Genomic DNA, 26,144 nt, shown 5'->3' on the forward strand with positions numbered 1-26,144 from the left:
TAACCGTGCCTCAGGGCAATGGTTTTGGCGGCGTTTGTTTTTGGCTCTTCCGTTGCAGGCGATAAAACCTTATTTGAGCGTCACTCACACGTTTCGTCGGGCGCGGACAATTTCCAGTCGAGTCTCCCGGCCTTCACCAAGGAAGCGGATCCATGACGCTCGATAAAAACACTGTTCTTGAAGCTCTGAAGACGGTGCGCGGCCCCGATCTCGAAGGCAATATTGTCGATCTGGGCATGGTATCGGACGTGTTCATTTCCGACGCCAAGGTCTATCTCTCCATTAATGTTCCGGCGGAGCGCGCCCGGGAGCTGGAGCCTTTGCGCCAGGCGGCGGAGCGCAGTGTCAAGGCGCTTGCCGGCGTCAAGGGAGCGCTTGTCAGCCTGACAGCCGAGCGCAAGGCCGGATCGCCATCGACGCCGCCTGCACCCTCGGCCACCAGTCCTTCCCATTCCCATTCACACGGACATTCTCATGCACCAGCTCCAAGCCAGCCGGCCCGCCCGGCCAAGGCTGGCATTCCCGGCATCGGCGCCATCATCGCGGTGGCTTCCGGCAAGGGTGGCGTCGGCAAATCCACCACGGCGGTCAATCTGGCTCTGGCCTTGCTGGCCAATGGCTTGAAGGTCGGCATTCTCGATGCCGATGTCTATGGTCCGTCGATGCCGCGCCTGCTTGGCATTTCCGGGCGACCGCAGCAGATCGATGGGCGCATTATCGTGCCTATGGAAAATTATGGCCTGAAGGCGATGTCCATCGGCTTTCTGGTGGATGAGGGCACCGCGATGATCTGGCGCGGCCCGATGGTACAATCGGCCCTGATGCAGATGTTGCGCGAAGTGGCCTGGGGCGAGCTGGACGTGCTGGTGGTCGATATGCCGCCCGGCACGGGCGATGCGCAATTGACCATGGCCCAGCAAGTGCCGTTGAGTGGTGCGGTGATCGTCTCCACCCCGCAGGACCTGGCGCTGATCGATGCCCGCAAGGGTATCAATATGTTCAAGAAGGTCGAAGTGCCGGTGCTCGGCGTCATCGAGAACATGAGCTATTTCATCGCTCCCGATACCGGCGCCCGTTACGATATTTTCGGTCATGGTGGCGCCAAAGCCGAAGCCGAAGCCATTGGTGCGCCATTCCTGGGTGAAGTGCCGTTGACCATTTCCATCCGCGAACATTCCGATGCAGGCACCCCGGTCGTGGTTTCCGAGCCGGAGAGCCCCCAGGCGCTGGTGTACCGTGAGATCGCCACCCGCGTCTGGCGCGAGGTCGAACGGCATTCAACAAGACAGGCGCCGACCATTACCTTTGAATGAGGTCAGCACAGAATAGAGCCGCCGTTGCAGATTGATACTGCAACGGCGAACCGCACCGTTGTAGGGTTCCGGCGGAAATGCAACAGGATCTCGCTACCCTGGCGGAGGCTTTGTCGGGGAAATTTCTTCAGGTTGCATTGATCAGGATCAAATGCCTGCGCGCAATTGCCCTTGCCATCCTCACGGCAGGTGCTATTGCTTGCCCGCTGAGCATGGATCATGGGCAGGAACATGTCTTCCCGCTATGGGAAATGATAGTCACGCGCATGGGCAAGGGTAAATCATCGCAGGTTTTCATGGGTGTCCATGAAAATGCTGCGGCTGGCGGCACTGTCCGTCATCGGGCAAAGGTGTCGAACGTTTGATCAAAGCTTACAGGTGTGACGGGACGGCAGATATGATCCTGCCCAGCGATGCGCCAGCGGTGCTGGACAAAGATGTTCTATGGCTCGATCTTCTCAATCCTGACAGGACAGAGGAGGCTTTGGCCGAACGCTTGCTGGGCCTGCCGCTTCCCACCCGTGACGACCTAAAGGATATCGAGCCCTCCAGCCGATTGTATATGGACGATCATGGCGTTTACATGACCGCATCGCTGCTCTGTAAGGCCGAATCGGACCTGCCGCATCTGGCGGATGTCGCCTTCATTCTGGGCGGAGGGCGTCTGGTCACCGTGCGCTACGCCGAGCCCCGTGCCTTTGGCCTGTTTACCGCAGCCCTCAGCCGCAATCAGGCCCATTGCACCTCCAACGCTGTCATGCTGGCGCGTCTTTTGGAAACGGTGGTCGACCGCACCGCCGAAATTCTGGAAATTGCCGGTATGCGGGTCGATGCGCTGTCCGGCGATGTGTTCGTCGATCGCAGCCGGACCAAGCGCCGGGCGGCGCGCTTTCTGGAGGACCGGCTGTTCGATATCGCCAGCCATCATCGGCTGGTCAGCAAGACGCGCGACAGCCTGGCATCGCTGTCGCGGCTGTCGTCCTTCCTGCTGTCGGTGGAACCGGTCAAGTCCAATGCGCAAGCCCGCGACCTCTGTCAGGTCGTCGCCCATGATATTCAATCCCTGTCCGAACATGCCGGTTTCATCGCCAGCAATATCAGTTTCATGCTTGATGCCTCGCTTGGTCTGATCAATGTCGAACAGAATTCGATCATCAAGATTTTCTCGATTGCATCGGTGGTGTTTTTGCCGCCGACGCTGGTCGCTTCCATCTATGGAATGAACTTTCAGGTCATGCCGGAGTTGACGTGGCTGCTTGGCTACCCATTTGCTCTGATCGTCATGGTTCTGTCCGCGATCATTCCCTTCCTGTTCTTCCGCTCGAAAGGCTGGCTCTGAGAGCCTGTAAGATTGATGTCCCAGGAAAACACCCACGCAGCACCGGCCGAAAAGAAAGACCTGCGCAGCCTGATGCTGCTGGCGCTCGGTTCGGTCGGCGTCGTCTACGGCGATATCGGCACAAGCCCGCTCTATGCGTTTCGCGAGGCGCTGAAGCCAATTGCCCATGACGGCATTACCCGTTTCGAGGTGATCGGCCTGACTTCGCTGATCGTCTGGACGCTGACGATCATCGTCACGCTGAAATATGTGCTGTTTCTGCTGCGCGCCGACAATGACGGCGAAGGCGGCACCCTGTCGCTGCTGGCCCTGCTCAGCAAGTCGGCCGGGCGTCATACCGTCGTGCTGATGGTGCTGGGCCTGGTCGGGGCGGCGCTGTTTCTGGGCGATGCCATGATCACGCCTGCACTGTCGGTTCTGTCGGCGGTGGAAGGCTTGAAACTGGTGGCGCCGCAATCCTCCGGCTTTATCGTGCCGATCTCGGTGGTGATCCTGATCGTGCTGTTTGCCGTGCAGTCGCGCGGTACGGGCGCGGTCGCCAATTTCTTCGGGCCGATCACCGTGGTCTGGTTCCTGGTGATGGCGGCAGGCGGTATCGGCCATATTTTCGACGATCCGGCGATTTTCCGGGCCTTCAATCCGATTCATGCCGTGACCTTCCTGTTTCAGGAGAAATTTCTCGGTTTCGTCGTGCTGGGCGCGGTTTTCCTGACCGTCACCGGCGCCGAAGCACTCTATGCCGACCTTGGCCACTTTGGCCGTCGTCCGATCCAGTGGGCGTGGTTCGTGCTGGTGTTTCCGGCTCTGGTGCTTAACTATCTCGGCCAGGGCGCGCTGGTGCTGAAGGACCCGGCCATGGCATCGGACCCTTTCTATCTGATGTTTCCAAGCTGGGCCATCCTGCCGGTCATCATCCTGGCGACGGCGGCCACCGTTATTGCCAGCCAGGCGGTGATAACAGGGGCGTTTTCCATGGTGCGTCAGGCCATCCATCTAGGCTTCCTGCCGCGCATGGAGATCCTGTTCACCTCGGAAACCAATACCGGACAGATCTATCTTCCTGCCGTCAACACGCTGCTGCTGCTTGGCGTTCTCAGCCTGGTGCTACTGTTTGAAAGCTCCGACGCGCTGGCCACCGCCTATGGTATTTCCGTCACCGGCGCCATGGTCGTCACGACAATCATGGCGTTTGAATTCGTGCGCAAGAAGTGGAAATGGTCGGTTTTCGTGGCGCTGCTGGTGATCGTACCGCTTCTGGCTCTGGAAACGGTTTTCCTCGGCGCCAACCTGCTGAAGATCCACGATGGCGGCTATATTCCGGTGCTGTTCGCGGCTGGCTTCACCATCGTCATGTGGACATGGCGGCGTGGAACGGCCATCCTGTTTGCCAAGACCCGCCATGCCGATATTCCGCTGTCCTCGTTCATTTCCTCGGTGGAGCGCAAGAGCGAGCATGCGCCGGTCTGTGTGCCGGGGACGGCAATTTTCCTGACCAGCGACCCGGAAACGGCGCCTGCTGCCCTGCTGCATAATCTCAAGCACAACCACGTTCTGCATGAGAAAAACATCATCCTGACCATCAAGACCGTCAACCGGCCCCGCGCCAGCGAAGCGGAACGCTTCGTGGCCGAGAGCCTGTCGGAGCGGTTCAGCCGGGTGGAGATCCGCTTCGGCTATATGGAACAGCAGAATGTGTCGCAGGCGCTGGCCAAACTGCGCAAGGGCGGCCTGAAATTCGACATCATGTCCACCTCCTTCTATCTCGGCCGCCGCAAGCTCGTGCCGGACGCCAAGGCAGGCATGCCAAACTGGCAGGACAGGCTGTTCATCGCGCTGGCCAATTCGGCAACCGACCCCTCGGATTACTTCCGGCTTCCGGCCAATCGTGTCGTCGAACTTGGCTCGCATGTGATCATCTGAGGGTTATTTGTGGCGGTGTTTCGCGCGACGGGCATCGCCACAAAGCCGCACCGATTCCGGGAATTCACCGCCCGGAACGCGGCTTTTTCATGCCACTTTCTGTGGGGAATTCCAAAATTTCGGCTAACAAACTGATTTTATTCGGTTAATTTGTCGTGAAACAACCCTTGGCAATGCCTTGACTATCAAAGCTCGCAAAATTATGGTGCGGCCAAATTCAGAACCGGTCGGACCATGTGTAAATCCGAGCTGTTTGCATACTCGGACAAGGCTTTAGCAGCCGGACCGGGATCGGACGGGGAGGGCGCATGGACGATCAGGAAAGAGAATTGGAACGGCGTCGCAGCCATCTCGGAGCCAAGCTGGCTGCGAAAGATCTGCGGACGGGGGAAGAGGCCGCACAGGACGAGCGGGCACAGGCAAGCCGAAAAGGTTATGCTCAGGCCATGAAGCTCTCCAGCGAATTCCTTTCCGCCATCATCGTCGGTATCATTCTGGGCTTCCTGATCGATCATTTTGCCGGAACCTCGCCTTGGGGGCTTATCGTCCTTCTGTTGCTGGGGTTTTGCGCCGGTGTGCTGAACGTGCTGCGTGCGGCGGGAAAGGTGGCTTCGCCTCATCCTGCGGATCGCAGCTCGGACGGCAAAGGGAAATAACACGGCGGATGCCTGCATCCGGCGGACGAGGTAAGGAACGCTGCCTGAGGGTGGCAAAAGCGAGAGAGATCACCAGGTGTCAAACGATCCGACCCATCAGTTCCAGATCCACAAGATTGTTCCGATCGAGATTGGCGGCATTGATTTTTCGTTCACCAACGCCTCGCTGTTCATGGTGGCGACGGTGGCCTGCGCAGCTGGCTTCCTCTACTTCGCCACATCCAATCGCGGCCTGATCCCCGGTCGGGCGCAGTCGGTCGCGGAAATGTCCTATGAATTCGTGGCGTCGATGCTGCGGGAAGGGGCGGGCAGCCACGGGATGAAATTCTTCCCCATGGTGTTCTCGCTGTTCATGTTCGTGTTGACCGCGAACCTTCTCGGCATGATGCCCTATTTCTTCACCATCACCAGCCAGATCGTCGTCACCTTTGCGTTGGCGATTTTTGTGATCGGCACGGTGTTGGTCTACGGTTTCTATAAGCACGGCCTTGGCTTCCTCAATTTGTTCGTGCCCTCTGGCGTCCCTGGCGCTCTCTTGTTACTCGTGGTGCCGATCGAGGTGATCTCGTTTCTGTCGCGCCCGATTTCTCTGTCGATCCGGTTGTTTGCCAATATGCTGGCAGGCCACATCACATTGAAGGTGTTTGCGGGCTTCGTTGCCTCGCTTGGCAGCCTTGGCGCCCTTGGCGTCGGTGGCGCGCTCCTTCCTCTCGCTATGACCGTCGCACTGACCGGTCTGGAGTTCCTGGTTGCCTTCCTTCAGGCTTACGTCTTCGCGGTACTGACTTGCATGTACCTGAACGACGCAATCCATCCCGGTGGGCACTAAGGATATCGACATTGGCGTAACAAGCGTCAGTCATTCGCCGCAATAACCATTTCAAAGGAGTACTCTCATGGAAGCGGAAGCAGCAAAGTTCATCGGCGCAGGTCTGGCTTGCTTTGGCATGGCCGGCACGGCTCTCGGCCTTGGCAACATTTTCGGCAGCTACCTGTCGGGCGCACTGCGCAACCCGTCTGCCGCTGACAGCCAGTTCGGCCGTCTGGTATTCGGCTTCGCCGTTACGGAAGCTCTGGGCATCTTCTCGCTGCTCGTAGCCCTCCTGCTCCTGTTCGCTGTCTGATTTCAGCGCAATTCAGGATCACGGCCGGCCTTCGATGTCGGCCGTGATCTTTTGTATTAGCAGGATACTGGAGGCGAGTATGTTCGTTACCCCCGCCTATGCCGAGGAAGTCCCGGCAGCGGCTGAGACCCACACGGAAACCGGCGTTCCCGCGGAAGCCGGACATGGACGAGGCGTATTTCCGCCCTTCGACCATTCTACCTTCCCATCGCAGTTGTTGTGGCTGGTCATCACTTTTGGCCTGTTCTACATTCTGATGCAGCGGGTCATCGTGCCACGCGTCGGCGGTATCCTCGAAAATCGTCACGACCGGATCGCCAAGGATATCGACGAGGCCAGCCGCCTGAAGGCGGAAGCGGATGCCGAAGTCGAGACCTATGAAAAAGAATTGATCGCCGCCAAGGCGAAGGGCAACCAGATAGCCTCTGCCGCGCGGGAAGCCGCCAAGGCCAAGGCTGCCGCCGACCGCGCTGCTGTCGAGGCTGAGCTGTCCAGCAAGGTTGCTGCTGCGGAAGCCAGCATTGCAGCAATCAAGACCAAGGCTTTTGCCGAGGTTGACACGATTGCTACGGAAACCGTTGCCGCCATCGTTGAGCAACTGACCGGTGCAAATGTCACCGTAGCAGATGCGCAATCGGCTGTTGCCGCTGGCAAGAGGGGCTGAGCCGATGCAATATGATGCAACTTTCTTCGCTTTTGTTGGCCTGGTGCTGTTTCTGGCACTGATTGCCTATCTCAAAGTCCCGGGCATGATGGCGAAGTCGCTGGATGCACGTGCAGACAATATCCGTGACGAATTGGCGGAAGCCAAGCGCCTGCGGGAAGAAGCCCAGCAATTGTTGGCGGAATATCGTGCCAAGCGCAAACAGGCTGAAGCGGAAGCTCAGGCCATCGTTACCGCCGCCGAGCGCGAAGCAGCCGCCCTGACGGAAGAAGCCCGTCAGAAGACCGAGGAATTCGTTCAGCGCCGCAATGCGCTGTCGGAACAGAAGATCAAGCAGGCCGAAACCGACGCCATCAATGCGGTTCGCTCGGCTGCTGTCGATCTTGCAATCTCGGCTGCAGAGACCCTGTTGAAGCAGAAAGTCGACGCCCAGTTGCAGTCAGGCCTGTTTAATTCGTCTGTCAGCGAAGTGAAAAACCGTCTGAACTGAGATTGTTCATCAAGGATGAATTGAAAGCCGGGTTCAGCCCGGCTTTTTTATGTCTGGGTGTTTGCAGTGTTACTCAGACGACTATCGAACCCGTTTTTCGAAAAGAAAAATGGAAATATCTCTGTTGCAATTTGTACCGAACATATTCCCATTTCTTCACCGTTCATCCTGTAGGCGCAGAGGACTAAAACTCATCCGGTGAAGGGGGCAGGGACCATGATCGGCGATGGCTTTCTGGTGGACCTTGGTGCCGTAGCCCGCATGGGCATCAAATCCGTATTGGGGGAAGACCAGGGCGGCGCGCGTCATCATCCGGTCTCGCATGACCTTGGCGACAATCGATGCGGCGGCAATGGAGAGCGATCTTGCATCGCCTTTGATGACGGCAGTGCCTCCGCAGATTAGGCCTGGGGGAACGTCCCGGCCATCGCAAAGCAGATGGGCGGGGGCGAGTGAAAGCCCGGCTGCGGCCCGGCGCATGGCGTCGAGGCTGGCTTTGCGAATATCCCGCCGGTCGATATGATCGGAGCCTGAAGAGGCGATAGAGACCGTTGCCGTTGCCAGGATCTGAATAAAAAGCGCCTCGCGTTTGGCAGCGGTAAGCTTTTTCGAATCGTTGAGACCATCAGGAATGGCGTCGGGGTCAAGAATGACCGCTGCGGCCACCACCGGCCCGGCCAGTGGGCCGCGTCCGGCCTCATCCGTGCCCGCCACTGGCCAGCAACCTTTGGCTTTGAAACTCTCTTCCAGCGAAAAATCCGGCCCGGTCAGGGGCAGGGTGAAAAGATCGGGCATGTCGGATGGAGAACGTTTTGGCATGCCGCAGACCTCGCACATCATCCGCCCGGCTTGCAAGCCTGTTGCATAATTCTTGAAACCAGAATCGGCTGAAAGAATTATGCAACAGGCATAAAGAGCTACAGCGGCATTTCTTATTGTGACAGCCATGCCTGCCATGGCGACATTATTGCATCGGACCGAGGTCGTAACAAGCATAGGTAGGGGCAGGCTATGACAACTGCCAATGTTGGAAGAACCTCATGCATCCCTGCTTTGGCGGCCAGTAAGATTATCTCAAATGGACAAGACGGCAGAATACCAACAGCCACTGTTAGTGGCTGTTGGTAAAAGGCTTCGGCGTCGCCTTGATGCAGATGGATCGAAAGGGGTCGATCCTTCTACCCGAGACGCGACGCCGCGCCGGACAAGCGGTCAAGGAAACCGCTTCCGGCATTTCCGAGGGCCGCCCTTGCGGTAGGCGGTGTGGCCTCGGAAAGAGAAGGTTGAAATTTTTGTGCGTGGTGCCGGGTTGGATGGATAGTCCGAGGCCAGGGGCGGAGACGCCAAAGCTTTCACTTTCTTGCGCCCGCGCTGCCAAGCCGAACAATGGTTCGTTACAGCAGCGATAGCTGCACACCATTGCCCATAGGCGGGATGAACAGATCGTCGCGCAATTGCATGCTCCGACGGCCCATGCCGAGACGTTTGGTGGCTATCTCGAAACGGCGGCTGATCTGCCAGGCATAGGGGCCGGTGCCTTTCATCCGCTTGCCGAATTCCGCATCGTAATCCTTGCCGTCGCGCATTGAGCGCACCAACGACATGACATGGCGATAGCGGTCAGGATAATGTTGCAGCAGCCAGTCACGAAACAGCGGGCTGACCTCCAGCGGCAGGCGCAACAGGACATAGCTCGCCTCCGAGGCTCCGGCTGCCTTGGCGGCATCGAGGATACGCTCAATTTCATGATCATTCAGGGCGGGAATGACCGGCGACACCAAGACGCTTGTCGAGATGCCAGCCTCGCTCAGGGCCTTGATCGCCTCCAGCCGACGGCTTGGGGTCGAGGCGCGGGGCTCCATGGTCCGGGCCAGTTTGCGGTCCAGTGTGGTGACTGAAATACCGACCTTGGCCAGGCCCTTTTCGGCCATATCGGCCAGAATATCGATGTCCCGTAGCACCATTGCCGACTTGGTCACGATGGCAACCGGATGATTGGCCTCTTTCAGCACCTCAAGCAATTGCCGCATGATCCGCCATTCCCGCTCGATGGGCTGGTAAGGATCGGTATTGGTGCCGATGGCGATGGTGCGAGGCTTGTAGCCTGGCTTGGACAGCTCCCGCTCCAACAGCTTCGGCGCATCCGGCTTGGCAAACAACCGGGCTTCAAAATCAAGCCCTGGAGACAGGCCCATATAACTGTGGCTCGGCCTGGCAAAACAATAGATGCAACCATGCTCACAGCCGCGATACGGATTGACCGAACGATCGAAGGGAATGTCCGGCGAATCATTGCGGGTAATCACCGTCTTTGGCCGCTCTACCTGGACTTCAGTGCGGAAAGGGGGCATGTCTTCGAGGCTTGCCCAGCCATCGTCTTCCAGCTGCCGCTCCAGCGTTTCAAAACGCCCGGAGGGATTGAGACCCGCGCCGCGTCCGCGCCTGCGTGCGCCATCCACCCGAAGCCCTGAGGCGACCAGCAGCGCGTCGGCAATATCCGCCGTATTGGCAGGCTGAAAGGCAGCCTGCCTGACATCAGACAGTACGGTCATTTGGAACTCCTGACGGGCCAACCGGCCCTTTCATGAGCTCAGATCTAACGCTAAAATGAGAACAATGCAAGAACAAAATACCAATCTCGAAAACGTAATCCCGGATTGTGTAAAATCACAAATACACCAAAAAATATATTAAATCGTCGCAATGAGAAGTAAAAAACAGCATGTCCTGCTCTATCCACTTGCCGATCTGTCCTCGATCAAATTCCAGTCAAGCACGGTTCACCCGTGGTAAAGCATGATGCATTGCGGTATGAGTAACGCATGTTGACTGTTATTATCGAATGCCGCGATCAGGAAAGCGAATTGGCGCAAACCTTGACCACCCTTGTCGCCGGGGCGGTGCAGGGTATTATTTGTGACGTGGTTGTTCTGGATCATGGGTCCAGCGATGGGACGTCGCGGTTGGCCGATGCAGCGGGCTGCCGATTTCACATGATCTGGGATTTGCGAGAGGTGGTTGCGGCAGCCAGGGGCGAATGGTTGCTCCTGGTCGAGCCAGGCGCCCGGCCATCCTCTGGATGGATCGAGGAAGTAGCGGAATATGTGGCACTGAACAGCGCGCCGGCCCGGTTTTCACCTTCACGGCATCATAAGCGTCCGTTTTTTCGGCGCTTCATCCGGCGCGGTCCGCCGTTGGAACATGGATTTCTGCTGCGAAAGAGCCAAGCTCAATCCCTGGTCAAGACGGGCATGAAGCTCGCTGATCTGGTCGCTGGGCTGAGGGGCAGGGCGCTGTCCAGTGAAATGGTGCCAGCTTGGGCTGTCCGTCAGGCACGGGCTTAACATTGCCAGTTAAGGGCCTGCGGGCTTTAAGTCTTGGTGCTCGGCTTGCCCCCATATCGGTCCAGCCAGTGTTTTTGTTTTACGCCTTGGCCCGCTTCAGATGCTCGGCCAGCCGGGGCATGATTTCCACGAAATTGCAGGGCCGGTAACGATAGTCCAACTGTTGCGCAAGAATACCATCCCAACCATCCTTGCAGGCACCGGGAGAGCCGGGTAGGACGAAAACGAAGGTGCCGTTGGCAAGTCCGGCTGTAGCGCGCGACTGGATGGTCGAAGTGCCGATTTTATCATAGGAAATCCGGTGAAACACGGCGGAAAATCCGTCCATCCGCTTGTCGAACAGCGGCTCCACCGCCTCCGGCGTCACATCTCGACCGGTAAATCCGGTGCCACCGGTGGTGATGATCACGTCGACATCCTGCGATTGGCTCCAGGCGCGCACCTGGTTGGCGATCCGATCGGCATCGTCGGGGACGATGGCGCGGTCGATGAGCTGATGCCCAGCCGTCTCGATCCGCTCGACCAGCACATCGCCGGAGCGGTCGTCGGTCAATGTTCTGCTGTCCGACACCGTCAGAACGGCGAAGCCGAGGGGAATAAAAGCGCGTGTTTCGTCCAGTCCGGGCATGTCGGGTCTCCGATACAGCATGTTTTCCGAAAGCGTGCAGCGGCCTCGGGAAAAGACATGCGAAAACACAAGTCTATAGCATGTCAGGTGAATTCCGAAATACGCGACAGGCTATAGGGTCTGGCTCGCCTGAAAATACCAATCCGGCCGCGCCGTGAGAAGCGCTTTTTCAGCGGCAAATGCAGCGTCATAGGTGGGGTAAAGGCCAAAACAGGTGGCGCCGGAGCCGGACATCCGGGTGACAAGCGCGCCGGTTGCTTCGATCATCCGGGAAAGCTCGGCAATGTGCGGACACAAGGTTTCGGCGGCGGGTTGCAGATCATTACGCAATCGGCGGAGCGTCTCTATCCATGGGTCTTGGTCCATCAGCGTTGGCAGCGGGCCAATCGGTGGATTGTCGCGCCTGGTCATCGCCTTGAAGATCGCTGGTGTGGACACCGCCTGCAACGGATTGCCGAGCAGGAGGCCAAAGCGTGGCAAGGCCGGCAGGGGTGTCAGGTCTTCGCCAATGCCTGTGGCGCGCAAGGATGTGCTTGCAAGGCACATCGGCACATCTGCTCCCAGCTTTAGGGCCAGATCCTCCAAGGCGGCTGGCTCAAGATGGCTTTCCCATAGGTGCTGCAAAGCCCTCAGCGTGGCTGCGGCATCGGCTGAACCGCCACCAATGCCGGACGCAATTGGCAGATTTTTTTGTAAGGAGATGGCAACGGACGGGGCAGGCAGGCCCTTGGCCAGAGTGGCTGTTCGCAACAGATCCCGCGCCCGAATAACCAGGTTTCCAGCCGGATCCTCCGACTGAAGCTGGCCTGCGAAGCGCCCCGACAGGGTAAATTCATCCTGTCGGGCCGCTTCAACGGTGATCACGTCGCCATGTCCGGCAAATGTCACGAGCGTATCGAGAAGGTGGTAGCCATCATCCCGTCTGCCCGTGACATGCAGGGCAAGATTGATCTTTGCCGCTGCAATTTCACGAAATACGGTCATTCGGGTTCCTGCCTCGCCCTGCTTGAAAACCAAGGCGTTGACGATGCTCAGGATTTCTTTTCAGGTTGGTCCGGGGTCTGCGGCGTGGGTGTGGGCGCCGGGGCGACTGGCGGCGTGGCTTCGGCTGCCCCCGGCCCGGCGGGCAGGTCAGGCAATCCCTTTTCCAGCTTTTCCTGCACCGTGGCGATCAGTTCCGGTTCCGGCTTGAACGCCAGGACCTGACGCCACTGGAAGGTGGCTTCCAGTTTGCGGCCAACCCGCCAATAGGCGTCGCCCAGATGGTCGTTGATCGTCGCGTCACCGGCCTTCAACTGCACTGCGCGCTCCAACTCCTCGACCGCCTCGTCATATCGGCCCAGCCGATAATAGGCCCAGCCAAGCGAGTCGACGATATAGCCATCATCAGGTTTCAGCTCGACGGCTTTCTTGATCATCTCCAGGCCCTCCTGGAGATTGCGGTTCATATCCACCCAGGAATAGCCGAGATAGTTGAGAACCTGTGGCTGCTGGGGATTAAGCTCCAGCGCCTTGCGGAAATTCGGCTCGGCCTGGTCCCATTTCTTCAGGCGTTCATAGGCAATGCCGCGCTGGAAAAACACCGGCCACTGGTTCTTTCCGGGGGCCGAACCAAGAATCTCCGCTGCCTTGTCGTAATTGGCGGCCATTTCGGTGTAGTCCTTGGCATCCGACAGCACGCTGCCATAGGCCAGATAGGAGCGGATATCCTGCGGATCGGAGGCGATCAGCGATTTGAGATGGGCCTTGGATTCCTCGACCTTGCCGGTTTCGGCCAGCGCCAGACCCAGCTGCATTTCGGAAATCCGCCGCATCGGCGATTCGGCCGGCACCTGCTTGTAGAAGGAAATGGCCAGATCAGTCTGCTTGTTGCCCTCGGCAATGCCACCCAGCATGATCAGCGTATCGGCACTGTCGGGATCGAGCGCCCGCGACAATTGCAGATAGAGCGCAACGGTGTCCTGGGTTCCCTGGCGGTTCAGGGCGCCACCGATCGAAAACAGCACTGAGGCTGCTCCTTCATCGGCGGTGGCCACCTGCGGCTTGGGAACCTCGCCCTTTTCGATCCGCTCGCGCATCGCCTTGAAGGGCGGATAATTGTTCAACACTTCGTCGCCAGCCGCCAGCGCATCGAGCGCTTTCTGCTTGTTGCCGGTCTTGGCTTCCAGCGTCGCCAGGGCCATGACAGCCCGCAGGAACGTGTCGGGCGCGGTCGCGCCGCCCTCGCGGTCGGTGATAACGCCGCTCAGATAGCTGCGGGCCTTGGTCTCGTCGCCAATGGCGGCAGCCATCACGCCCGCATTGTAGTTTTTGAAAATGCCGTACCAGTCCGGGCCTTTCATCTTGTCGAGATCGGCAAGGGCTTCCTTGCCACGCCCGGCGCCCATTTTCGCCCAAGCGGTCAGCAGCGCATTGGTCAGCCGGTCGAGATCGTTCGGCCCCTTATAGGCAAGGACTTTTTCCGCCGTGCGGTATTTTTTGCCTTTGATAGCCTCCAGACCGCGGACAATGGCGGTAATGCGCTCAACGGCCTGATCCTTGCGCAGCTCGTTGGCGTATTTCGCGCCTTCCTCGAAGCGGCCAGCCATCAGCAGCGACAGCATCAGGCTTTCGCGGATTTCCAGATCCTGCGGTTCGAAACGCAGCGCCTTCTCGTAAAGGGTCACGGCGGTCGTGAAATCGCGGTCGGTATTGGCCGTGCGGGCCGCCAGATACGCGCCGGACAGAGTATCGACCTCATCAAGATCGAAGCCATCGACCGGCTGTTTTGCCGTTTCTGCCGCCATCGCTACCGGCGGAGCCAGGAAGGACGGGAGGACGCCCCCGCTGAAGGACACCAGAAGCAGGAGCGCTGTGCCCGAGAGGAAGCGTTTGGCAAAGATCTGCCGCATGAAGAAGCCTTTCAACCAAGATCACCGGTCATTCGACCGGATCGGGCAACCAGGGTCACCGGCCATTCTGGCCGGATCGGAAAATTCAACATCAGGCCAGCGAATCAGAAGGCTGCGAGGCTCGCTGCCAGCCAGGTCGCTGAGACCGGAACATGATATGTAAGAGCCTTGCCCCCACGTGACCAGTCAATGTGATGGCAACAGAATGGCTTTTTTGCGTAAGTGACATAAAAACCTCCCGGAACGTGTTAGCGGCAATGGCTCCCGGTTTTCCGGAGGAACGTCGGAGCATTTCAGCGTTTCAAGAAAACCGGGTGTCTTTGGTGGATGTATTTCCAGATGCCAAACCGCAACATGGTCTGGCTGGAAATGTTTTAACTGACCCGTTCGATGCAGAAATCGATCACGTCCATCAAGGCATCTTTCCAGACGCCGTCAGGCACCGGCGCCAGGGCATCGCGGGCGACGTCGCCATAGTGAATGGCCCGCGCCACTGTATCGGAAAGACCGTTATATTTGGTAATCAGCCCCATGGCCTTTTCCAGATTGGCATCGTCATGCCTGCCGCCTTCCAGCGCTTCGCGCCAGAAGCCCCGCTCGGCCTCGTTGCCGCGCCGGTAGGCGAGAATGACTGGCAGGGTGATCTTGCCCTCGCGGAAATCGTCTCCGGTATTCTTGCCGAGATCGGCGACCTTGCCGCCGTAATCCAGGGCGTCATCGACCAGCTGGAAGGCCAGGCCCAAATTCATGCCGTAGGATTTGAGCGCGTTGCGGGCTGCCTTGTCCGTTCCCGCCACGATAGGGCCGACTTCGGCGGCGGCGGCAAACAGCGCCGCCGTCTTGGCACGAATGACCGCCTGATAATCGTCCTCGGTGGTTTCCATGTTCTTGGCGACCGAAAGCTGAAGCACTTCGCCCTCGGCAATCACCGAGGCCGCCGTTGACAAGACATCCAGCGCTTCCAGCGAGCCGACTTCGACCATCATTCGAAATGCCTGGCCAAGCAGGAAATCGCCGACCAACACGCTGGCCTGGTTGCCCCAGATCATCCGGGCGGTGGATTTGCCGCGCCTGAGGTCGCTCTCATCCACCACATCGTCATGCAGCAGCGTGGCAGTGTGCATGAATTCGACGCTGGTGGCGAGCTTGATATGGCCTTCGCCCTCATAGCCAAACATCGCGGCGGAGGCCAGCGTCAGCATTGGGCGCAGGCGCTTGCCACCAGAGGAAATCAGGTGATTGGCCACTTCCGGGATCATCTGGACATCGGAGCCTGCCTTGGACAGGATCAGTTGATTGACCCGCTCCATGCCGTTGCGGGTCAGGTCCACCAGAGGTTGCACCGAGGCCTGTTTGTTTTTCTTGTCACCAAGCGGTATCACTGCGCCCAACTGTCCGGACTCCTGTTTATTCCTGTATCAGGACTGCGATAGCGTGTGGATTAACACACCACAAGACCGCGTTGGCCCCTTATATCCAAGGCTCAATGTCATCTCAATCCCAACCGCGCCTAGCCCAACCGGATTTGGCCTAACCGGATCGGGCAATTGTCGTCGCTTCGACCCAACTTACGGTTTTTTTGCCTGACTGTCGCGTCATCAAGCGGTGTTTGCGCGAAAATTCGAGACATAATGCTCAAACAAACATAAAAAGCCGTTGGCGACCCGGCAAGAGCGGAATTTCTCTATCCCGCAGATTTGATAGGACTCATCATCGCATGCATGAACTCATTCGCACCAATGACGCCGTTTTACTGTCCTTTGCCCAGAGCCTGATGAAGGATGCCGGTATCGAGAGCCTGATCGCCGACCAGTCGATGAGCATTCTGGAAGGATCGCTTGGGCTTTTGCCACGCCGTTTCCTGGTCGAGCCGGGCCGGGCAGAGGAAGCGCGGCGCATCCTGATCGATGCCGGTCTTGGCGCAGAGTTGCGCGACGGCGCGGCATAATCAAGAGAGAAAGCCCATGGCGTTTGAGGGGACTGCCTCCGATATCATCAACGAAACCGTCGATGCCTTTCATCGCGGCGGCTTTTTCCTCGTGCAGCCAAAAGGCCGTGGTCATCGCGCTGGCATGGATGCCATGCTCTTGGCAGCGTTGGTGGGGGAGGGTGGCACGGCTGCAGATCTGGGCGCTGGCGCCGGTGGCGCCGGTTTGGCTGTTGCCTCGCGTCTGCCAACGGCCATGGTGACTCTGGTCGAGCGCTCCCCTGACATGTTGTCCTATGCGCAAAAGACCCTCGACCTGGCGGAGAACGCCCATCTGGCCGGACGGGTCCAGCTGGTCGCGGCGGATGTGACGCTGACGGGGCGGGCGCGCCGGGCGGCGGGATTGCCGGACGATGCTTTCGATCATGTGATCATGAACCCACCCTTCAATGACGGGCGCGACCGGACAACGCCTGACAGCCTGAAGGCCGAGGCGCATGCCATGGATGGGGATATGTTTGAGCGCTGGCTGCGCACCGCGGGTGCAATCATGAAACCCGGTGGGCAATTGTCGCTGATTGCCCGACCGCAATCGGTGGCCGAGATCATCGCTGCCTGCGGCAAACGCTTTGGCGGCATCGAGATCACCCTCATCCATCCAAGGGAGGGCGAAAGTGCGATCCGCCTGCTGCTGACGGCGATTAAAGGCTCGCGTGCCCGACTCACCTTCCGCAGCCCGCTGATCATGCATGGGCCTGAAGGCCACGCCTTCCTGCCGCAGGTCGATGCGCTCAACAACGGTCGGGGGGGCTATCCGAGGCTGGACATCAAGACGATCTGATAGATTGCTGCGGCTGGGTCGTCAGGCAAAAATGAGCCCTGCCATTGCGTTTACGCCTTCAAGACTTACATGACTGTTCTGTTCGAAGCAGCAAAGGATGTGACGCATGGCGGGTCTATGGAAGCGGTGGGTGCCGAAGCGGTTTCGCAAGCAGGAAATCGTCATTCCAGTCGTGCGGCTGCATGGCGCGATCATGAGCGGCGGCAGCCGGTTTCGCCCGGCGCTGAACCTCGCGGCTATCGCACCACTTCTGGAAAAAGCCTTCAAGTTGAAGGACAGTCCGGCTGTGGTGCTGTCGCTCAATTCGCCAGGCGGCTCGCCGGTGCAATCGCGGATGATCTTTCAGCGCATCCGGACACTGGCCGATGAACACAGCAAGACCGTGCTGGTGTTCGTGGAGGATGTGGCAGCCTCCGGCGGCTATATGATCGCCCTTGCCGGCGATGAAATCATTGCCGACCCGACCTCGATTGTCGGCTCGATCGGCGTCGTGTCCGGCGGTTTCGGCTTTCCTGAGTTGCTGAAGAAGATCGGCGTCGAGCGGCGTGTCTATACAGCGGGCGAAAACAAGGTGATGCTCGATCCGTTCCAGCCGGAAAAGCAGAGCGATATCGAGTATCTCAAGACCCTTCAGCTGGATATTCACGATGTTTTCATCGACATGGTCAAGACACGGCGCGGCATCCGGCTTAACGACAATCCGGAGCTGTTTTCCGGCTTGTTCTGGACGGGCCGCAAGGGTTTCGAACTTGGTCTGGTGGACGGACTGGGCAGTATGCGTGAGGAGATCAAGGCGCGCTACGGCAAGACAGCCCGGCTGGAATTGATTTCGGGTGCCCGCGGCCTGTTCGGCAGGCGTCTGTCTGGGGTTGATACGGCGTTTTCTGCTCCCAGTGATATCGGCAGCGCCGCCGCCGCCGGCCTTGTGGAGACGCTGGAAGATCGGGCGCTCTGGGCGCGCTATGGGCTTTAGATATCCTTGATGTCCTTCGTCTTTTGGGAAACCCGGGGCTTTCGGACATGCGGGTGACCTGATAAAGGAGAGTGATGTCCTGTCGGTTTTCCAACGGACGTGGTAATCCGTGGGCGAGCAGGCAGCATGACGCGCATTCTCTTTTTTATCATCCTGATCGGCCTTGCCGTCTGGTATTACCGGCGCTGGACGGCGTCGGTGGCGCAACGCAAGGCGGTTAATGCCCATCGCCGGAGCGGGCGCGACAGCGATGCGGTCACCACTCTGGTCAAGGATCCGAAGACCGGCGAATACCGGGTGAAGCAGGACGACTGACAAGAAGGGGCGAAGGTGATCCCCCCTATTCGGGAATCGGTATGAAATGCCAGCCTGTATACATGGTGCGTTGACGGCGACCTTGGTGCAGGGACACTTATCGACCAAGATAAAGTGTGCCAAAAACAGGTCGGTTGTGCAGCTCCGCTTGCATCATGCTGGAATTATGATTTTATAATCGGGAACAACCTGTTGGTGAAACCTGTTTCACTGCCTTGGCGGTGCGTCTGCCTGATCCCCTATGGGTCAGGACAGGGATTATACAAAGCCTATAAACTGTTACAGTGAGCCGGAATGCGCCCGAAGAGCGCTCGCCACTGTAATCCTATGATGTAATACTATGAACCTGGGGGATCTTGGCATTGTCTTTTCCGGAGGCGAAACACGCCTGGCCATCCTCTCATGTCTCTATCAGCACCGATGATTTTCTGGCTGGCGGCGGCAAAATTGGCGAGATGATCCGTCATTTCGACTGGGCAGCGACCTCGCTCGGTCCGATCAACACATGGCCGCTATCGCTGAAAATCACTATGCGAATGGTGTTAGCCTCTCGCCAGCCGATGTGCTTCTGGTGGGGACCGGACCTGCTACAATTCTATAACGATGCCTATGAGCCGATACTGGGCCTGCGCAGAGACAAGGCACTGGGCCTTCCGTTTACCGAAATCTGGGCGGATGTCTGGGACGGGGTCCTGCCCTATGTGCGCAGCGCCCTGGCCGGCAAGGCGACATGGGAAGAAAATATGCCGCTGGTGATGACCCGCAACGGTTTTGCCGAACAGACCTATTGGACATTTTCCTATAGCCCGCTTTATGGCGATGATGGTGCTGTGCATGGGCTGCTGAACATCGTCACGGAGACCACGCAGGCCGTGCTTGACCGCCAGGCACTGGAGACGAACCATGAGGAAACCCGCCAGCATCTTCGTCAAAAAGAAGCATTCGAGCAGGAATTGCGCCTGCTGAACGGCGAACTCGCGCATCGGGTGAAAAACATGCTGGCCATGGTGCAATCCATAGTCGGCCAGACCATGCGCGGCGCGCAATCGCTGCCGCAGGCGGCGAGCCTGGTTTCGGCCCGCATTCAGGCCTTGTCCAAGGCGCAGGATTTGTTGACCGGCAAAAGCGTGGCCTCGGCGGATATCGCCGAAGTGGTCGAAAATGCCATCGAGCCGCATCGTGACAGGCCTGACCGTTTTCAGGTTGTTGGACCGTCTTTACAAGCGTCTTCGCGCCAGGCGCTCGGCTTGTCGCTGGCCCTGCATGAGCTTGCCACCAATGCCACAAAATATGGATCGCTATCGGTGACGGAGGGTCAGGTGCGAGTGGAATGGGGCAAGGATGACGATGGCCGTTTCTTCTTGCGCTGGAGCGAGCGCGGTGGGCCGCCGGTGTCTGAGCCGGAGCGTCGTGGCTTCGGCTCCAAGCTGACGGAGCGCGTTGTGGCGGATCTGTTTCGCGGCGAGGCGAAGATTGATTTTGCGCTTGAAGGCGTGGTGTTTTTGCTGCGCGGACAATTGGATCAGGTCGCCAGCCACTGAGCGACCGGACTGATGAGTAGCTCCTGCCAAACAACGCCACTCTTGACCGCAAAGGCCGCACATGGCAGGTCAGACTGACCCTTTGACTTCGATGATAAATGCAGGTTCCCATGACGCTTCCTCTCGCTCCTTCGGCTTCCGCCCCGCATATGGACCCGAAGCGCTCCTTTCAGGCGCTGATCCTGACGCTGCACAATTACTGGGCCGACAAGGGCTGCGCCGTGCTGCAACCCTATGACATGGAAGTCGGTGCTGGTACGTTTCACCCGGCAACGACGCTGCGCGCGCTTGGCCCCAAGCCCTGGAAGGCTGCTTATGTTCAGCCCTCGCGCCGTCCGTCCGATGGCCGCTATGGCGAAAATCCCAATCGCTTGCAGCATTACTACCAATATCAGGTGATCCTGAAGCCGAACCCCTCCAACCTGCAGGAGCTTTATCTCGGCTCGCTAAAGGCTATCGGCCTCGACCCGCTGCTGCATGACGTGCGCTTTGTGGAAGACGATTGGGAAAGCCCGACGCTGGGCGCCTGGGGTCTTGGCTGGGAATGCTGGTGCGACGGGATGGAAGTCTCGCAATTCACCTATTTCCAGCAGGTCTGCGGCATCGAATGCTCGCCGGTGGCGGGTGAGCTGACCTATGGTCTGGAGCGTCTGGCCATGTATGTGCAGGGCGTCGACAATGTCTATGACCTGAACTTCAATGGCCGCGAAGGCGAGGAAAAGATCTCCTATGGCGATGTTTTCCTGCAAGCCGAGCAGGAATATTCCCGCCATAATTTCGAATATGCCAATACCGAGATGTTGCTGCGGCATTTTACCGATGCCGAGAAGGAATGCCAGGCGCTGCTGGATGCCGGTGCGCCGGGCGAAAGCGCCAATCAGGTGCTGCATAAATGCGTATTTCCGGCCTATGACCAATGCATCAAGGCAAGCCACGTCTTCAACCTGCTTGATGCGCGCGGGGTGATTTCCGTCACCGAGCGCCAGAGCTATATCCTGCGGGTGCGCACGCTGGCCAAGGCCTGCGGCGAGGCGTTTTTGCAGACCGATGCCGGTGGCGCGAATTTCGGCAAGGCCGCGTAAGAGCTTGGAAACGGCTGGGGAGAGGGCAAGGGCATGACGCTGGACACCCTTCTCCGGCGAATGACATGGATGCGGCGCGGCTGGCTGATTCTCGCAGCTCTCTGCGGGGTGCTTTATTTCATTCTGGTGCCGTTTTTTCTCTACACCGCCTGGGTTCAATATGTGGTGGCTGCCACCGGCTTTGCGACCTATACCGGCGTCACCAGCTGGCTGGCGCAGGGTATTGGTCGCTGGGCGGCTTTCATCGAGATTGGCGCTTTCGTCTTTCGGGTTGCCAGCGCCTGTTTCTGGTTGGCCTGGCTGTGGTTTGCCGTTCACTTCGCCATCCGTCTTTCACCTGATGCGCCGCCACGACTTGGCCCCTGGGTCTCGGTGATCTGCTGGTTCGTGCCGATCATCAAATATATATTTCCCCAGGTGGTGATGATGGAAATTGCCCGCATCACCATGCGCGATGACCACGCTCCGCCGGAAGGACAAGCGCCGGATCATGATCTGCCAGCCCTGAATGTTCGAGACTTGTACTGGCTCGTCCCATCCATTCTGGTCTGCAATCTGGTGAGCCTGACGGTGATGAATGTCGTATCGCAGGCTGTGGCCGACCGGTTGCAGTTCTCGGCCCATAGTCAACACATCCTGCATCTTGCCGCTGCCGGTGGTGTTGCGACCCTGCTGTCGCTTTTGGCCATGGATGCCTATGCCCGTACGATGGCGAAAGCCCAGGAAACCCGGTTGGCACGGTTGTTTCTTGATCGCGATCTGCCTGAAGCTTGAAGCTTGGCACATTGAAGATTGCAATGGAAACGGCGGCGCGCTACTTGCATAAGCCCTTAAGCCGGAAACGATTTGAGGAATTATGCAGCAGGCAAAAGCCCGGTTAAACCCACGGACATGCTCATGACCCTTACCGCCCAGACCGCCGACGCCCTCACCATCCTGCCGCCCGCAAAGCCGCTAACCGGCCATGTCAGCCCGCCCGGCTCGAAGTCGATCACCAACCGTGTGCTGCTATTGGCGGGTCTGGCCAATGGCACCAGCCGGTTGACCGGCGCGCTGAAAAGCGATGACACCCGCTATATGGCGGATGCGCTGAGGGCCATGGGCGTCACCGTTGAGGAGCCGGATGAGACCACCTTCGTCGTGACCGGCACAGGCCTGTGGCGCGCCCCTGAGGAGGCGTTGTTTCTCGGCAATGCCGGTACGGCGACCCGCTTCCTGACGGCGGCGGTGGCGCTGGCCAATGGCCGATTCACCATCGACGGCGACGAGCATATGCGCAAACGGCCGATCCAGCCGCTGGTCGATGCGCTGCAATCTCTGGGCGTGGCGATTGCCGCCCCAAGCGGCTGCCCGCCGGTTGCCATTGATGCCAAGGGTGCGTTTACCAAAAACCGGGTGGTAATCGATGCCGGTCTCTCCAGCCAATATGTCTCAGCGCTGCTGATGGCCGCCCCGATGGCGGGCGCGGCTTTTGAGGTGGAACTGGCCGGTAGCGAGATCGGCGCGCGCGGCTATATCGACCTGACACTTGCGGCCATGCGCGCTTTCGGCGCCCGCATTGAGCAACCGTCCCAGACAATCTGGCGGGTTGAGCCGACCGGCTACAAGGCAAGCGATTTCCACATCGAGCCGGATGCCTCCGCTGCCACCTATCTCTGGGCCGCCGAAGTATTGACCGGTGGAAAGATCGATATCGGCACGCCAGCCGGACAGTTTACCCAGCCCGATGCCAAGGCCCATACTGTCATTTCTGCCTTCCCGACCATGCCCGCTGTGATCGACGGCAGCCAGATGCAGGACGCCATTCCGACAATCGCCGTGCTGGCGGCCTTTAACGAAACGCCAGTGCGTTTCGTCGGCATCGCCAATCTGCGTGTCAAGGAGTGCGACCGTATCCGGGCGCTCTCGACCGGCCTCAACGCCATCCGCCCCGGCCTTGCCACGGAAGAGGGCGACGATCTGATCATCGCCGCCGATCCGGCGCTTGCCGGTCAGACCCTGCCCGCGAAGATCGACACCTTCGCCGACCACCGCATTGCTATGAGCTTTGCGCTGGCTGGCCTGAAAATCTCCGGCATCACTATTCTTGATCCCGGCTGCGTGGCGAAAACCTATCCCGGCTATTGGGACGCGCTGGCCTCGCTTGGGGTGGACTATCAGAACGACTGATCCGCTTAAGATGGCAGTTTGCCATTGTAAGCCCCCGGAAAATTTTGCTAGCAGGTGTCTACCTGTAAAATCGCTCGCCTCGTTCTGCTGAGGCAAGGAAAGTCAATATGCCCGATCTTCTGCTTGAACTTCGCTCCGAGGAAATCCCTGCCCGCATGCAGCGCAAGGCGGCGGGTGATCTGAAAAAGCTGGTCACGGATGCACTTGTCGATGCGGGCCTGACCTATGAAGGTGCGCGGGAATATTGGACGCCGCGCCGGCTGGTGCTGGACATTCGCGGACTGACGGCCCGGTCTGCCGATGTGAAGGAAGAAAAGAAGGGGCCGAGCGTGTCGGCGCCAGAAAAGGCCATCGAGGGCTTTTTGCGCGGCGCGGGGCTCGCCTCCATCGATCAGGCCGTGGTCAAGACCGATCCCAAGAAGGGCGATTTCTACGTCGCGATGATCGACAAGCCGGGCCGGTCAGCCGAAGAGATCATTACCGAGGCGATGCCGGGCATTATCCGCAGTTTTCCGTGGCCGAAGTCCATGCGATCAGGTGCGGCGTCCATGCCAAAGGGTTCACGCTATGGCGGCATCGAAGGCAAGGGGTCGGAAAGCCTGCGCTGGGTGCGGCCGCTGCAATCCATTCTCTGCACCTTCGGCTCCGAGCACGACGAAGTGGCGATCATTCCCTTCGACATCGACGGGATCACCGCCTCCAACATCACCTATGGCCACCGTTTCCACGCGCCGGAGGCCATCACCGTGCGGCGCTTCGACGATTATGTGTCGAGCCTGGAAAAGGCCAAGGTGATCCTTGATGCCGAGCGGCGCAAGGATATCATCCTTCACGACGCTCGCGACGTGGCCTTTGCCAATGGGCTGGACCTGGTGGAAGACGAGGGTCTGCTGGAAGAAGTGTCCGGCCTGGTGGAATATCCGCAGGTCCTGCTTGGCACGTTTGAGGCCGATTATCTGTCGATCCCCTCGGAAATCATCCGGCTGACCATCAAGACCAACCAGAAATGCTTCGTCACCCGGCCAATTGGCGAGAGTGAAAAGCTCTCCAACCATTTCATCCTGATCTCTAACATCGCCGCCCATGACGGCGGCGCGGAAATCATCCACGGCAATGGCAAGGTGGTCCGCGCCCGCCTGTCCGACGCCCTGCATTTCTGGAAGCGTGACCAGGGCAATCTGCCGGATCTGGAAACGCTTGAAGCAAGCGCTGCAAAATTCGGCCTCGACCTGAAAAAGCCGCTCGACCAGCGGATGGCCAAGCTGGATGCGCTGAACGTGACCTTCCACGCCAAGCTGGGAAGCCAGGGTGAGCGTGTGGCCCGCATCCGCGATTTGGCTAAGGTTCTGGCTCCTGTCGTCGGAGCCGATGAAGCTTTGGTGGACCGCGCCGTGGTGCTGGCCAAGGCCGATTTGCGCACCGAAGCCGTCGGCGAATTCCCCGAACTGCAAGGCCTGATGGGCCGCAAATATGCGACGCTTCAGGGCGAGCACGAAAGCGTCGCCGCAGCCATCGAAGATCACTACAAGCCACAAGGCCCATCGGATCGCCTGCCGGAAGACAAGGTGGCGATAACCGTGGCGCTGGCCGACAAGCTGGATACGCTGGTTTGGTTCTGGGCGATTAATGAGAAGCCGACAGGGTCGAAGGACCCGTTTGCGCTGCGGCGGGCGGCGTTGGGCGATGTCCGTATTTTGCTTGAGAAGAATATACGTCTGTCCTTGCTTGATGTTTTTGCTCATTCGTTGCTAGGCCGTTCACTTACGAGCGAGGAGATTGAGCGAATTATTGATGCCGCTATTTACGAAAGTGTTGCGGGTGGAGCGCCCAAAGACAGTACTTCTTCAAAGTACTCGCAGGAGTTTGCGTCGGTATTCTTGGGCGGGTCTCTCCTCTCCTTCTTCCACGACCGTCTGAAAGTCTATCTGCGCGATCAAGGCGCCCGCCATGACATTATCGACGCCGTGCTGACGCCTGAGGCCGACGACCTGCTGATGGTCGCCCGCCGCGCCGAAGCACTCACCGCCTTCATCACCTCCGAAGACGGCAAGAACCTGTTGGCGGGCACCAAGCGCGCTACGCAGCTGCTGGCGGCGGAGGAAAAGAAGGGAACGGTGGTGGCCGATGGCGTGTCCGAGGCGCTGCTGACACTCGACGCCGAAAAGGCGCTTTACGCCGCCATCGTGCAAGCCACCCAATCCGCAGCCGAGGCCGTCGCAAAAGAGGATTTCCGCTCCGCCATGCAGGCGCTTTCCACCCTGCGCGCCCCGGTCGATACATTCTTCGAGGATGTGTTGGTCAATGACGAGGACGCCGCCATCCGCGCCAATCGCCTGGCGCTGTTGAAGGCCATCCGCGAGGCAACCGGCACGGTGGCGGATTTCTCCAAAATTGCCGGGTAAGGAAAGCAGGCGCAGACATGGATAAAATCCTGATCAGCGCCTGCCTGATGGGTCGCCCGGTGCGCTATGATGGCAAGGGCAAGCCGTTGCATCATTCTGCTATTGCCCGCTGGCAAGACGAGGGGCGGCTGGTGGCGTTTTGCCCGGAACAGGCCGGTGGCTTGCCGACGCCGCGTCCGCCAGCGGAAATAGAGCAGGGCGGCAATGGCGAGGATGTGCTGCAAGGCCGCGCCCGGGTGCTGGAAGTGACCGGCGGCGATGTCACCGCAGAGTTTATCGCCGGGGGCAGCAAGGCGGTGGATGTGGCCTTGGAACAGGGCTGTCGTTACGCGCTGCTGATCGATGGCAGCCCGTCCTGCGGCTCCGGCTTTATCTATGACGGTTCGTTTTCAGGCACCCGTCATCCGGGCTTCGGCGTGACAGCGGCCCTGTTGAAACAGGCTGGTTTTGCGGTGTTTTCAGATAGCGAAATCGATGCCCTGGAGGCCGCGCTTTCAAGCGGCTCTTAATAGCAAAAGCCGCCGG

26 protein-coding genes are annotated in these 26,144 nt (G+C 59.1%); 20 read left to right on the plus strand and 6 right to left on the minus strand.

From position 1 onward, the window contains the following. Nucleotides 1–152 precede the first annotated feature (152 nt). The 9 genes from apbC (at nt 153) to AVI_RS03730 (ending at nt 7,506) form a co-directional block, all read left to right on the plus strand. A complete protein-coding gene (gene apbC / locus AVI_RS03690) occupies nt 153–1,313 on the plus strand; it encodes an iron-sulfur cluster carrier protein ApbC (protein ID WP_015915073.1) in 1,161 nt (386 codons plus the stop codon). A gap of 77 nt (nt 1,314–1,390) precedes the next feature. Further along, the gene (locus tag AVI_RS03695; protein WP_041696262.1) at nt 1,391–1,678 is read left to right on the plus strand and encodes a hypothetical protein; all 288 of its coding nucleotides are present in this window, start codon (nt 1,391–1,393) and stop codon (nt 1,676–1,678) included. After that, nucleotides 1,675–2,652: a magnesium transporter CorA family protein gene (locus AVI_RS03700; RefSeq protein ID WP_041696265.1), complete on the plus strand. Its 978-nt coding sequence runs from the start codon at nt 1,675–1,677 to the stop codon at nt 2,650–2,652. The genes AVI_RS03695 and AVI_RS03700 overlap by 4 nt, the downstream gene beginning before the upstream one ends. A gap of 15 nt (nt 2,653–2,667) precedes the next feature. Further along, nucleotides 2,668–4,572, plus strand: coding sequence for a potassium transporter Kup (locus AVI_RS03705; RefSeq protein ID WP_015915075.1), 1,905 nt, complete (start codon nt 2,668–2,670; stop codon nt 4,570–4,572). Between the two features lie 308 nt (nt 4,573–4,880). After that, the gene (locus AVI_RS03710) at nt 4,881–5,228 is read left to right on the plus strand and encodes an AtpZ/AtpI family protein (protein ID WP_015915076.1); all 348 of its coding nucleotides are present in this window, start codon (nt 4,881–4,883) and stop codon (nt 5,226–5,228) included. 76 nt (nt 5,229–5,304) lie between these two features. Beyond that, the gene (locus AVI_RS03715; protein ID WP_015915077.1) at nt 5,305–6,057 is read left to right on the plus strand and encodes a F0F1 ATP synthase subunit A; all 753 of its coding nucleotides are present in this window, start codon (nt 5,305–5,307) and stop codon (nt 6,055–6,057) included. Nucleotides 6,058–6,124: 67 nt separating this feature from the next. Further along, nucleotides 6,125–6,352 carry a F0F1 ATP synthase subunit C gene (locus AVI_RS03720; protein WP_003588243.1) on the plus strand — a complete coding sequence of 76 codons (228 nt, stop codon included), beginning with the start codon at nt 6,125–6,127 and terminating at the stop codon, nt 6,350–6,352. 79 nt (nt 6,353–6,431) lie between these two features. Then, nucleotides 6,432–7,016 (plus strand): F0F1 ATP synthase subunit B, encoded by a 585-nt coding sequence (locus AVI_RS03725; RefSeq protein WP_015915078.1) that lies wholly within the window; start codon nt 6,432–6,434, stop codon nt 7,014–7,016. 4 nt (nt 7,017–7,020) lie between these two features. Next, nucleotides 7,021–7,506 (plus strand): F0F1 ATP synthase subunit B, encoded by a 486-nt coding sequence (locus tag AVI_RS03730; RefSeq protein WP_015915079.1) that lies wholly within the window; start codon nt 7,021–7,023, stop codon nt 7,504–7,506. A 156-nt stretch (nt 7,507–7,662) separates the two neighbouring features. Here AVI_RS03730 and AVI_RS03735 read toward each other — a convergent pair whose 3' ends face one another. Together AVI_RS03735 and AVI_RS03740 are read right to left on the minus strand one after the other, a co-directional pair. Continuing rightward, nucleotides 7,663–8,325, minus strand: a complete 663-nt coding sequence (locus tag AVI_RS03735) for a ribonuclease HII (RefSeq protein ID WP_417883371.1) — start codon at nt 8,323–8,325, stop codon at nt 7,663–7,665. Between the two features lie 575 nt (nt 8,326–8,900). Continuing rightward, on the minus strand, nt 8,901–10,058 hold the full coding sequence (locus tag AVI_RS03740; RefSeq protein ID WP_015915081.1) for a PA0069 family radical SAM protein: 1,158 nt from the start codon (nt 10,056–10,058) through the stop codon (nt 8,901–8,903). Nucleotides 10,059–10,328: 270 nt separating this feature from the next. On the opposite strand from AVI_RS03740, the gene AVI_RS03745 reads away from it, so the two are divergent. Continuing rightward, nucleotides 10,329–10,850, plus strand: a complete 522-nt coding sequence (locus AVI_RS03745) for a glycosyltransferase family 2 protein (protein ID WP_015915082.1) — start codon at nt 10,329–10,331, stop codon at nt 10,848–10,850. Between the two features lie 79 nt (nt 10,851–10,929). On the opposite strand, the gene moaB is transcribed toward AVI_RS03745, so the two are convergent. From moaB to AVI_RS03765, 4 genes are all read right to left on the minus strand, one after another. Further along, complete coding sequence (gene moaB, locus AVI_RS03750) at nt 10,930–11,478, minus strand: molybdenum cofactor biosynthesis protein B (protein ID WP_015915083.1); 549 nt, start codon at nt 11,476–11,478, stop codon at nt 10,930–10,932. Between the two features lie 111 nt (nt 11,479–11,589). Then, on the minus strand, nt 11,590–12,462 hold the full coding sequence (locus AVI_RS03755; RefSeq protein ID WP_015915084.1) for a 4-(cytidine 5'-diphospho)-2-C-methyl-D-erythritol kinase: 873 nt from the start codon (nt 12,460–12,462) through the stop codon (nt 11,590–11,592). Between the two features lie 47 nt (nt 12,463–12,509). Further along, nucleotides 12,510–14,369 carry a tetratricopeptide repeat protein gene (locus tag AVI_RS03760; RefSeq protein ID WP_015915085.1) on the minus strand — a complete coding sequence of 620 codons (1,860 nt, stop codon included), beginning with the start codon at nt 14,367–14,369 and terminating at the stop codon, nt 12,510–12,512. Between the two features lie 374 nt (nt 14,370–14,743). After that, the gene (locus AVI_RS03765) at nt 14,744–15,760 is read right to left on the minus strand and encodes a polyprenyl synthetase family protein (RefSeq protein WP_015915086.1); all 1,017 of its coding nucleotides are present in this window, start codon (nt 15,758–15,760) and stop codon (nt 14,744–14,746) included. Between the two features lie 326 nt (nt 15,761–16,086). Between AVI_RS03765 and AVI_RS03770 the strand changes: the two genes are divergently transcribed. The 10 genes from AVI_RS03770 to AVI_RS03815 all read left to right on the plus strand — a co-directional run bounded on the left by AVI_RS03770 (nt 16,087) and on the right by AVI_RS03815 (nt 26,128). Continuing rightward, entirely contained in the window at nt 16,087–16,317 is a 231-nt protein-coding gene (locus AVI_RS03770; protein ID WP_041696271.1) for a putative signal transducing protein, read from the plus strand. Nucleotides 16,318–16,333: 16 nt separating this feature from the next. Further along, nucleotides 16,334–17,137, plus strand: a complete 804-nt coding sequence (locus AVI_RS03775) for a tRNA1(Val) (adenine(37)-N6)-methyltransferase (RefSeq protein WP_049777133.1) — start codon at nt 16,334–16,336, stop codon at nt 17,135–17,137. 106 nt (nt 17,138–17,243) lie between these two features. Then, nucleotides 17,244–18,110, plus strand: coding sequence for a S49 family peptidase (locus AVI_RS03780; protein WP_015915089.1), 867 nt, complete (start codon nt 17,244–17,246; stop codon nt 18,108–18,110). A 126-nt stretch (nt 18,111–18,236) separates the two neighbouring features. Continuing rightward, on the plus strand, nt 18,237–18,425 hold the full coding sequence (locus tag AVI_RS03785) for a hypothetical protein (protein WP_041696273.1): 189 nt from the start codon (nt 18,237–18,239) through the stop codon (nt 18,423–18,425). A 356-nt stretch (nt 18,426–18,781) separates the two neighbouring features. Then, on the plus strand, nt 18,782–19,966 hold the full coding sequence (locus tag AVI_RS03790) for a PAS domain-containing sensor histidine kinase (RefSeq protein WP_234617838.1): 1,185 nt from the start codon (nt 18,782–18,784) through the stop codon (nt 19,964–19,966). Nucleotides 19,967–20,115: 149 nt separating this feature from the next. Further along, nucleotides 20,116–21,048, plus strand: a complete 933-nt coding sequence (locus AVI_RS03795; protein ID WP_041697566.1) for a glycine--tRNA ligase subunit alpha — start codon at nt 20,116–20,118, stop codon at nt 21,046–21,048. Between the two features lie 33 nt (nt 21,049–21,081). Then, nucleotides 21,082–21,822, plus strand: a complete 741-nt coding sequence (locus AVI_RS03800; RefSeq protein ID WP_041696275.1) for a DUF4328 domain-containing protein — start codon at nt 21,082–21,084, stop codon at nt 21,820–21,822. 123 nt (nt 21,823–21,945) lie between these two features. Beyond that, nucleotides 21,946–23,217, plus strand: coding sequence for a 3-phosphoshikimate 1-carboxyvinyltransferase (gene aroA / locus AVI_RS03805; RefSeq protein ID WP_015915093.1), 1,272 nt, complete (start codon nt 21,946–21,948; stop codon nt 23,215–23,217). A gap of 107 nt (nt 23,218–23,324) precedes the next feature. Continuing rightward, on the plus strand, nt 23,325–25,619 hold the full coding sequence (gene glyS, locus AVI_RS03810) for a glycine--tRNA ligase subunit beta (protein WP_015915094.1): 2,295 nt from the start codon (nt 23,325–23,327) through the stop codon (nt 25,617–25,619). 17 nt (nt 25,620–25,636) lie between these two features. Then, complete coding sequence (locus AVI_RS03815) at nt 25,637–26,128, plus strand: 2-thiouracil desulfurase family protein (protein WP_015915095.1); 492 nt, start codon at nt 25,637–25,639, stop codon at nt 26,126–26,128. The last annotated feature ends 16 nt before the right edge of the window (nt 26,129–26,144 follow it).

Origin of the sequence: Allorhizobium ampelinum S4 (genome assembly GCF_000016285.1) — a bacterium.
In the GTDB taxonomy this organism is placed as follows: Bacteria; Pseudomonadota; Alphaproteobacteria; order Rhizobiales; family Rhizobiaceae; genus Allorhizobium; species Allorhizobium ampelinum.

Bases quoted from the DNA above. Each gene is read 5' to 3' on its own strand.
- moaB (WP_015915083.1), bottom strand. From the start codon at position 11,478: ATGCCCGGACTGGACGAAACACGCGCTTTTATTCCCCTCGGCTTCGCC.
- AVI_RS03785 (WP_041696273.1), top strand. From the start codon at position 18,237: ATGACGCGCATTCTCTTTTTTATCATCCTGATCGGCCTTGCCGTCTGG.
- AVI_RS03795 (WP_041697566.1), top strand. From the start codon at position 20,116: ATGGACCCGAAGCGCTCCTTTCAGGCGCTGATCCTGACGCTGCACAAT.
- AVI_RS03780 (WP_015915089.1), top strand. From the start codon at position 17,244: ATGGCGGGTCTATGGAAGCGGTGGGTGCCGAAGCGGTTTCGCAAGCAG.
- AVI_RS03770 (WP_041696271.1), top strand. From the start codon at position 16,087: ATGCATGAACTCATTCGCACCAATGACGCCGTTTTACTGTCCTTTGCC.
- AVI_RS03725 (WP_015915078.1), top strand. From the start codon at position 6,432: ATGTTCGTTACCCCCGCCTATGCCGAGGAAGTCCCGGCAGCGGCTGAG.
- AVI_RS03735 (WP_417883371.1), bottom strand. From the start codon at position 8,325: ATGCCAAAACGTTCTCCATCCGACATGCCCGATCTTTTCACCCTGCCC.
- glyS (WP_015915094.1), top strand. From the start codon at position 23,325: ATGCCCGATCTTCTGCTTGAACTTCGCTCCGAGGAAATCCCTGCCCGC.
- apbC (WP_015915073.1), top strand. From the start codon at position 153: ATGACGCTCGATAAAAACACTGTTCTTGAAGCTCTGAAGACGGTGCGC.
- AVI_RS03705 (WP_015915075.1), top strand. From the start codon at position 2,668: ATGTCCCAGGAAAACACCCACGCAGCACCGGCCGAAAAGAAAGACCTG.
- AVI_RS03760 (WP_015915085.1), bottom strand. From the start codon at position 14,369: ATGCGGCAGATCTTTGCCAAACGCTTCCTCTCGGGCACAGCGCTCCTG.
- aroA (WP_015915093.1), top strand. From the start codon at position 21,946: ATGACCCTTACCGCCCAGACCGCCGACGCCCTCACCATCCTGCCGCCC.
- AVI_RS03800 (WP_041696275.1), top strand. From the start codon at position 21,082: ATGACGCTGGACACCCTTCTCCGGCGAATGACATGGATGCGGCGCGGC.
- AVI_RS03740 (WP_015915081.1), bottom strand. From the start codon at position 10,058: ATGACCGTACTGTCTGATGTCAGGCAGGCTGCCTTTCAGCCTGCCAAT.
- AVI_RS03710 (WP_015915076.1), top strand. From the start codon at position 4,881: ATGGACGATCAGGAAAGAGAATTGGAACGGCGTCGCAGCCATCTCGGA.
- AVI_RS03745 (WP_015915082.1), top strand. From the start codon at position 10,329: ATGTTGACTGTTATTATCGAATGCCGCGATCAGGAAAGCGAATTGGCG.
- AVI_RS03775 (WP_049777133.1), top strand. From the start codon at position 16,334: ATGGCGTTTGAGGGGACTGCCTCCGATATCATCAACGAAACCGTCGAT.
- AVI_RS03695 (WP_041696262.1), top strand. From the start codon at position 1,391: ATGCAACAGGATCTCGCTACCCTGGCGGAGGCTTTGTCGGGGAAATTT.
- AVI_RS03720 (WP_003588243.1), top strand. From the start codon at position 6,125: ATGGAAGCGGAAGCAGCAAAGTTCATCGGCGCAGGTCTGGCTTGCTTT.
- AVI_RS03755 (WP_015915084.1), bottom strand. From the start codon at position 12,462: ATGACCGTATTTCGTGAAATTGCAGCGGCAAAGATCAATCTTGCCCTG.
- AVI_RS03730 (WP_015915079.1), top strand. From the start codon at position 7,021: ATGCAATATGATGCAACTTTCTTCGCTTTTGTTGGCCTGGTGCTGTTT.
- AVI_RS03815 (WP_015915095.1), top strand. From the start codon at position 25,637: ATGGATAAAATCCTGATCAGCGCCTGCCTGATGGGTCGCCCGGTGCGC.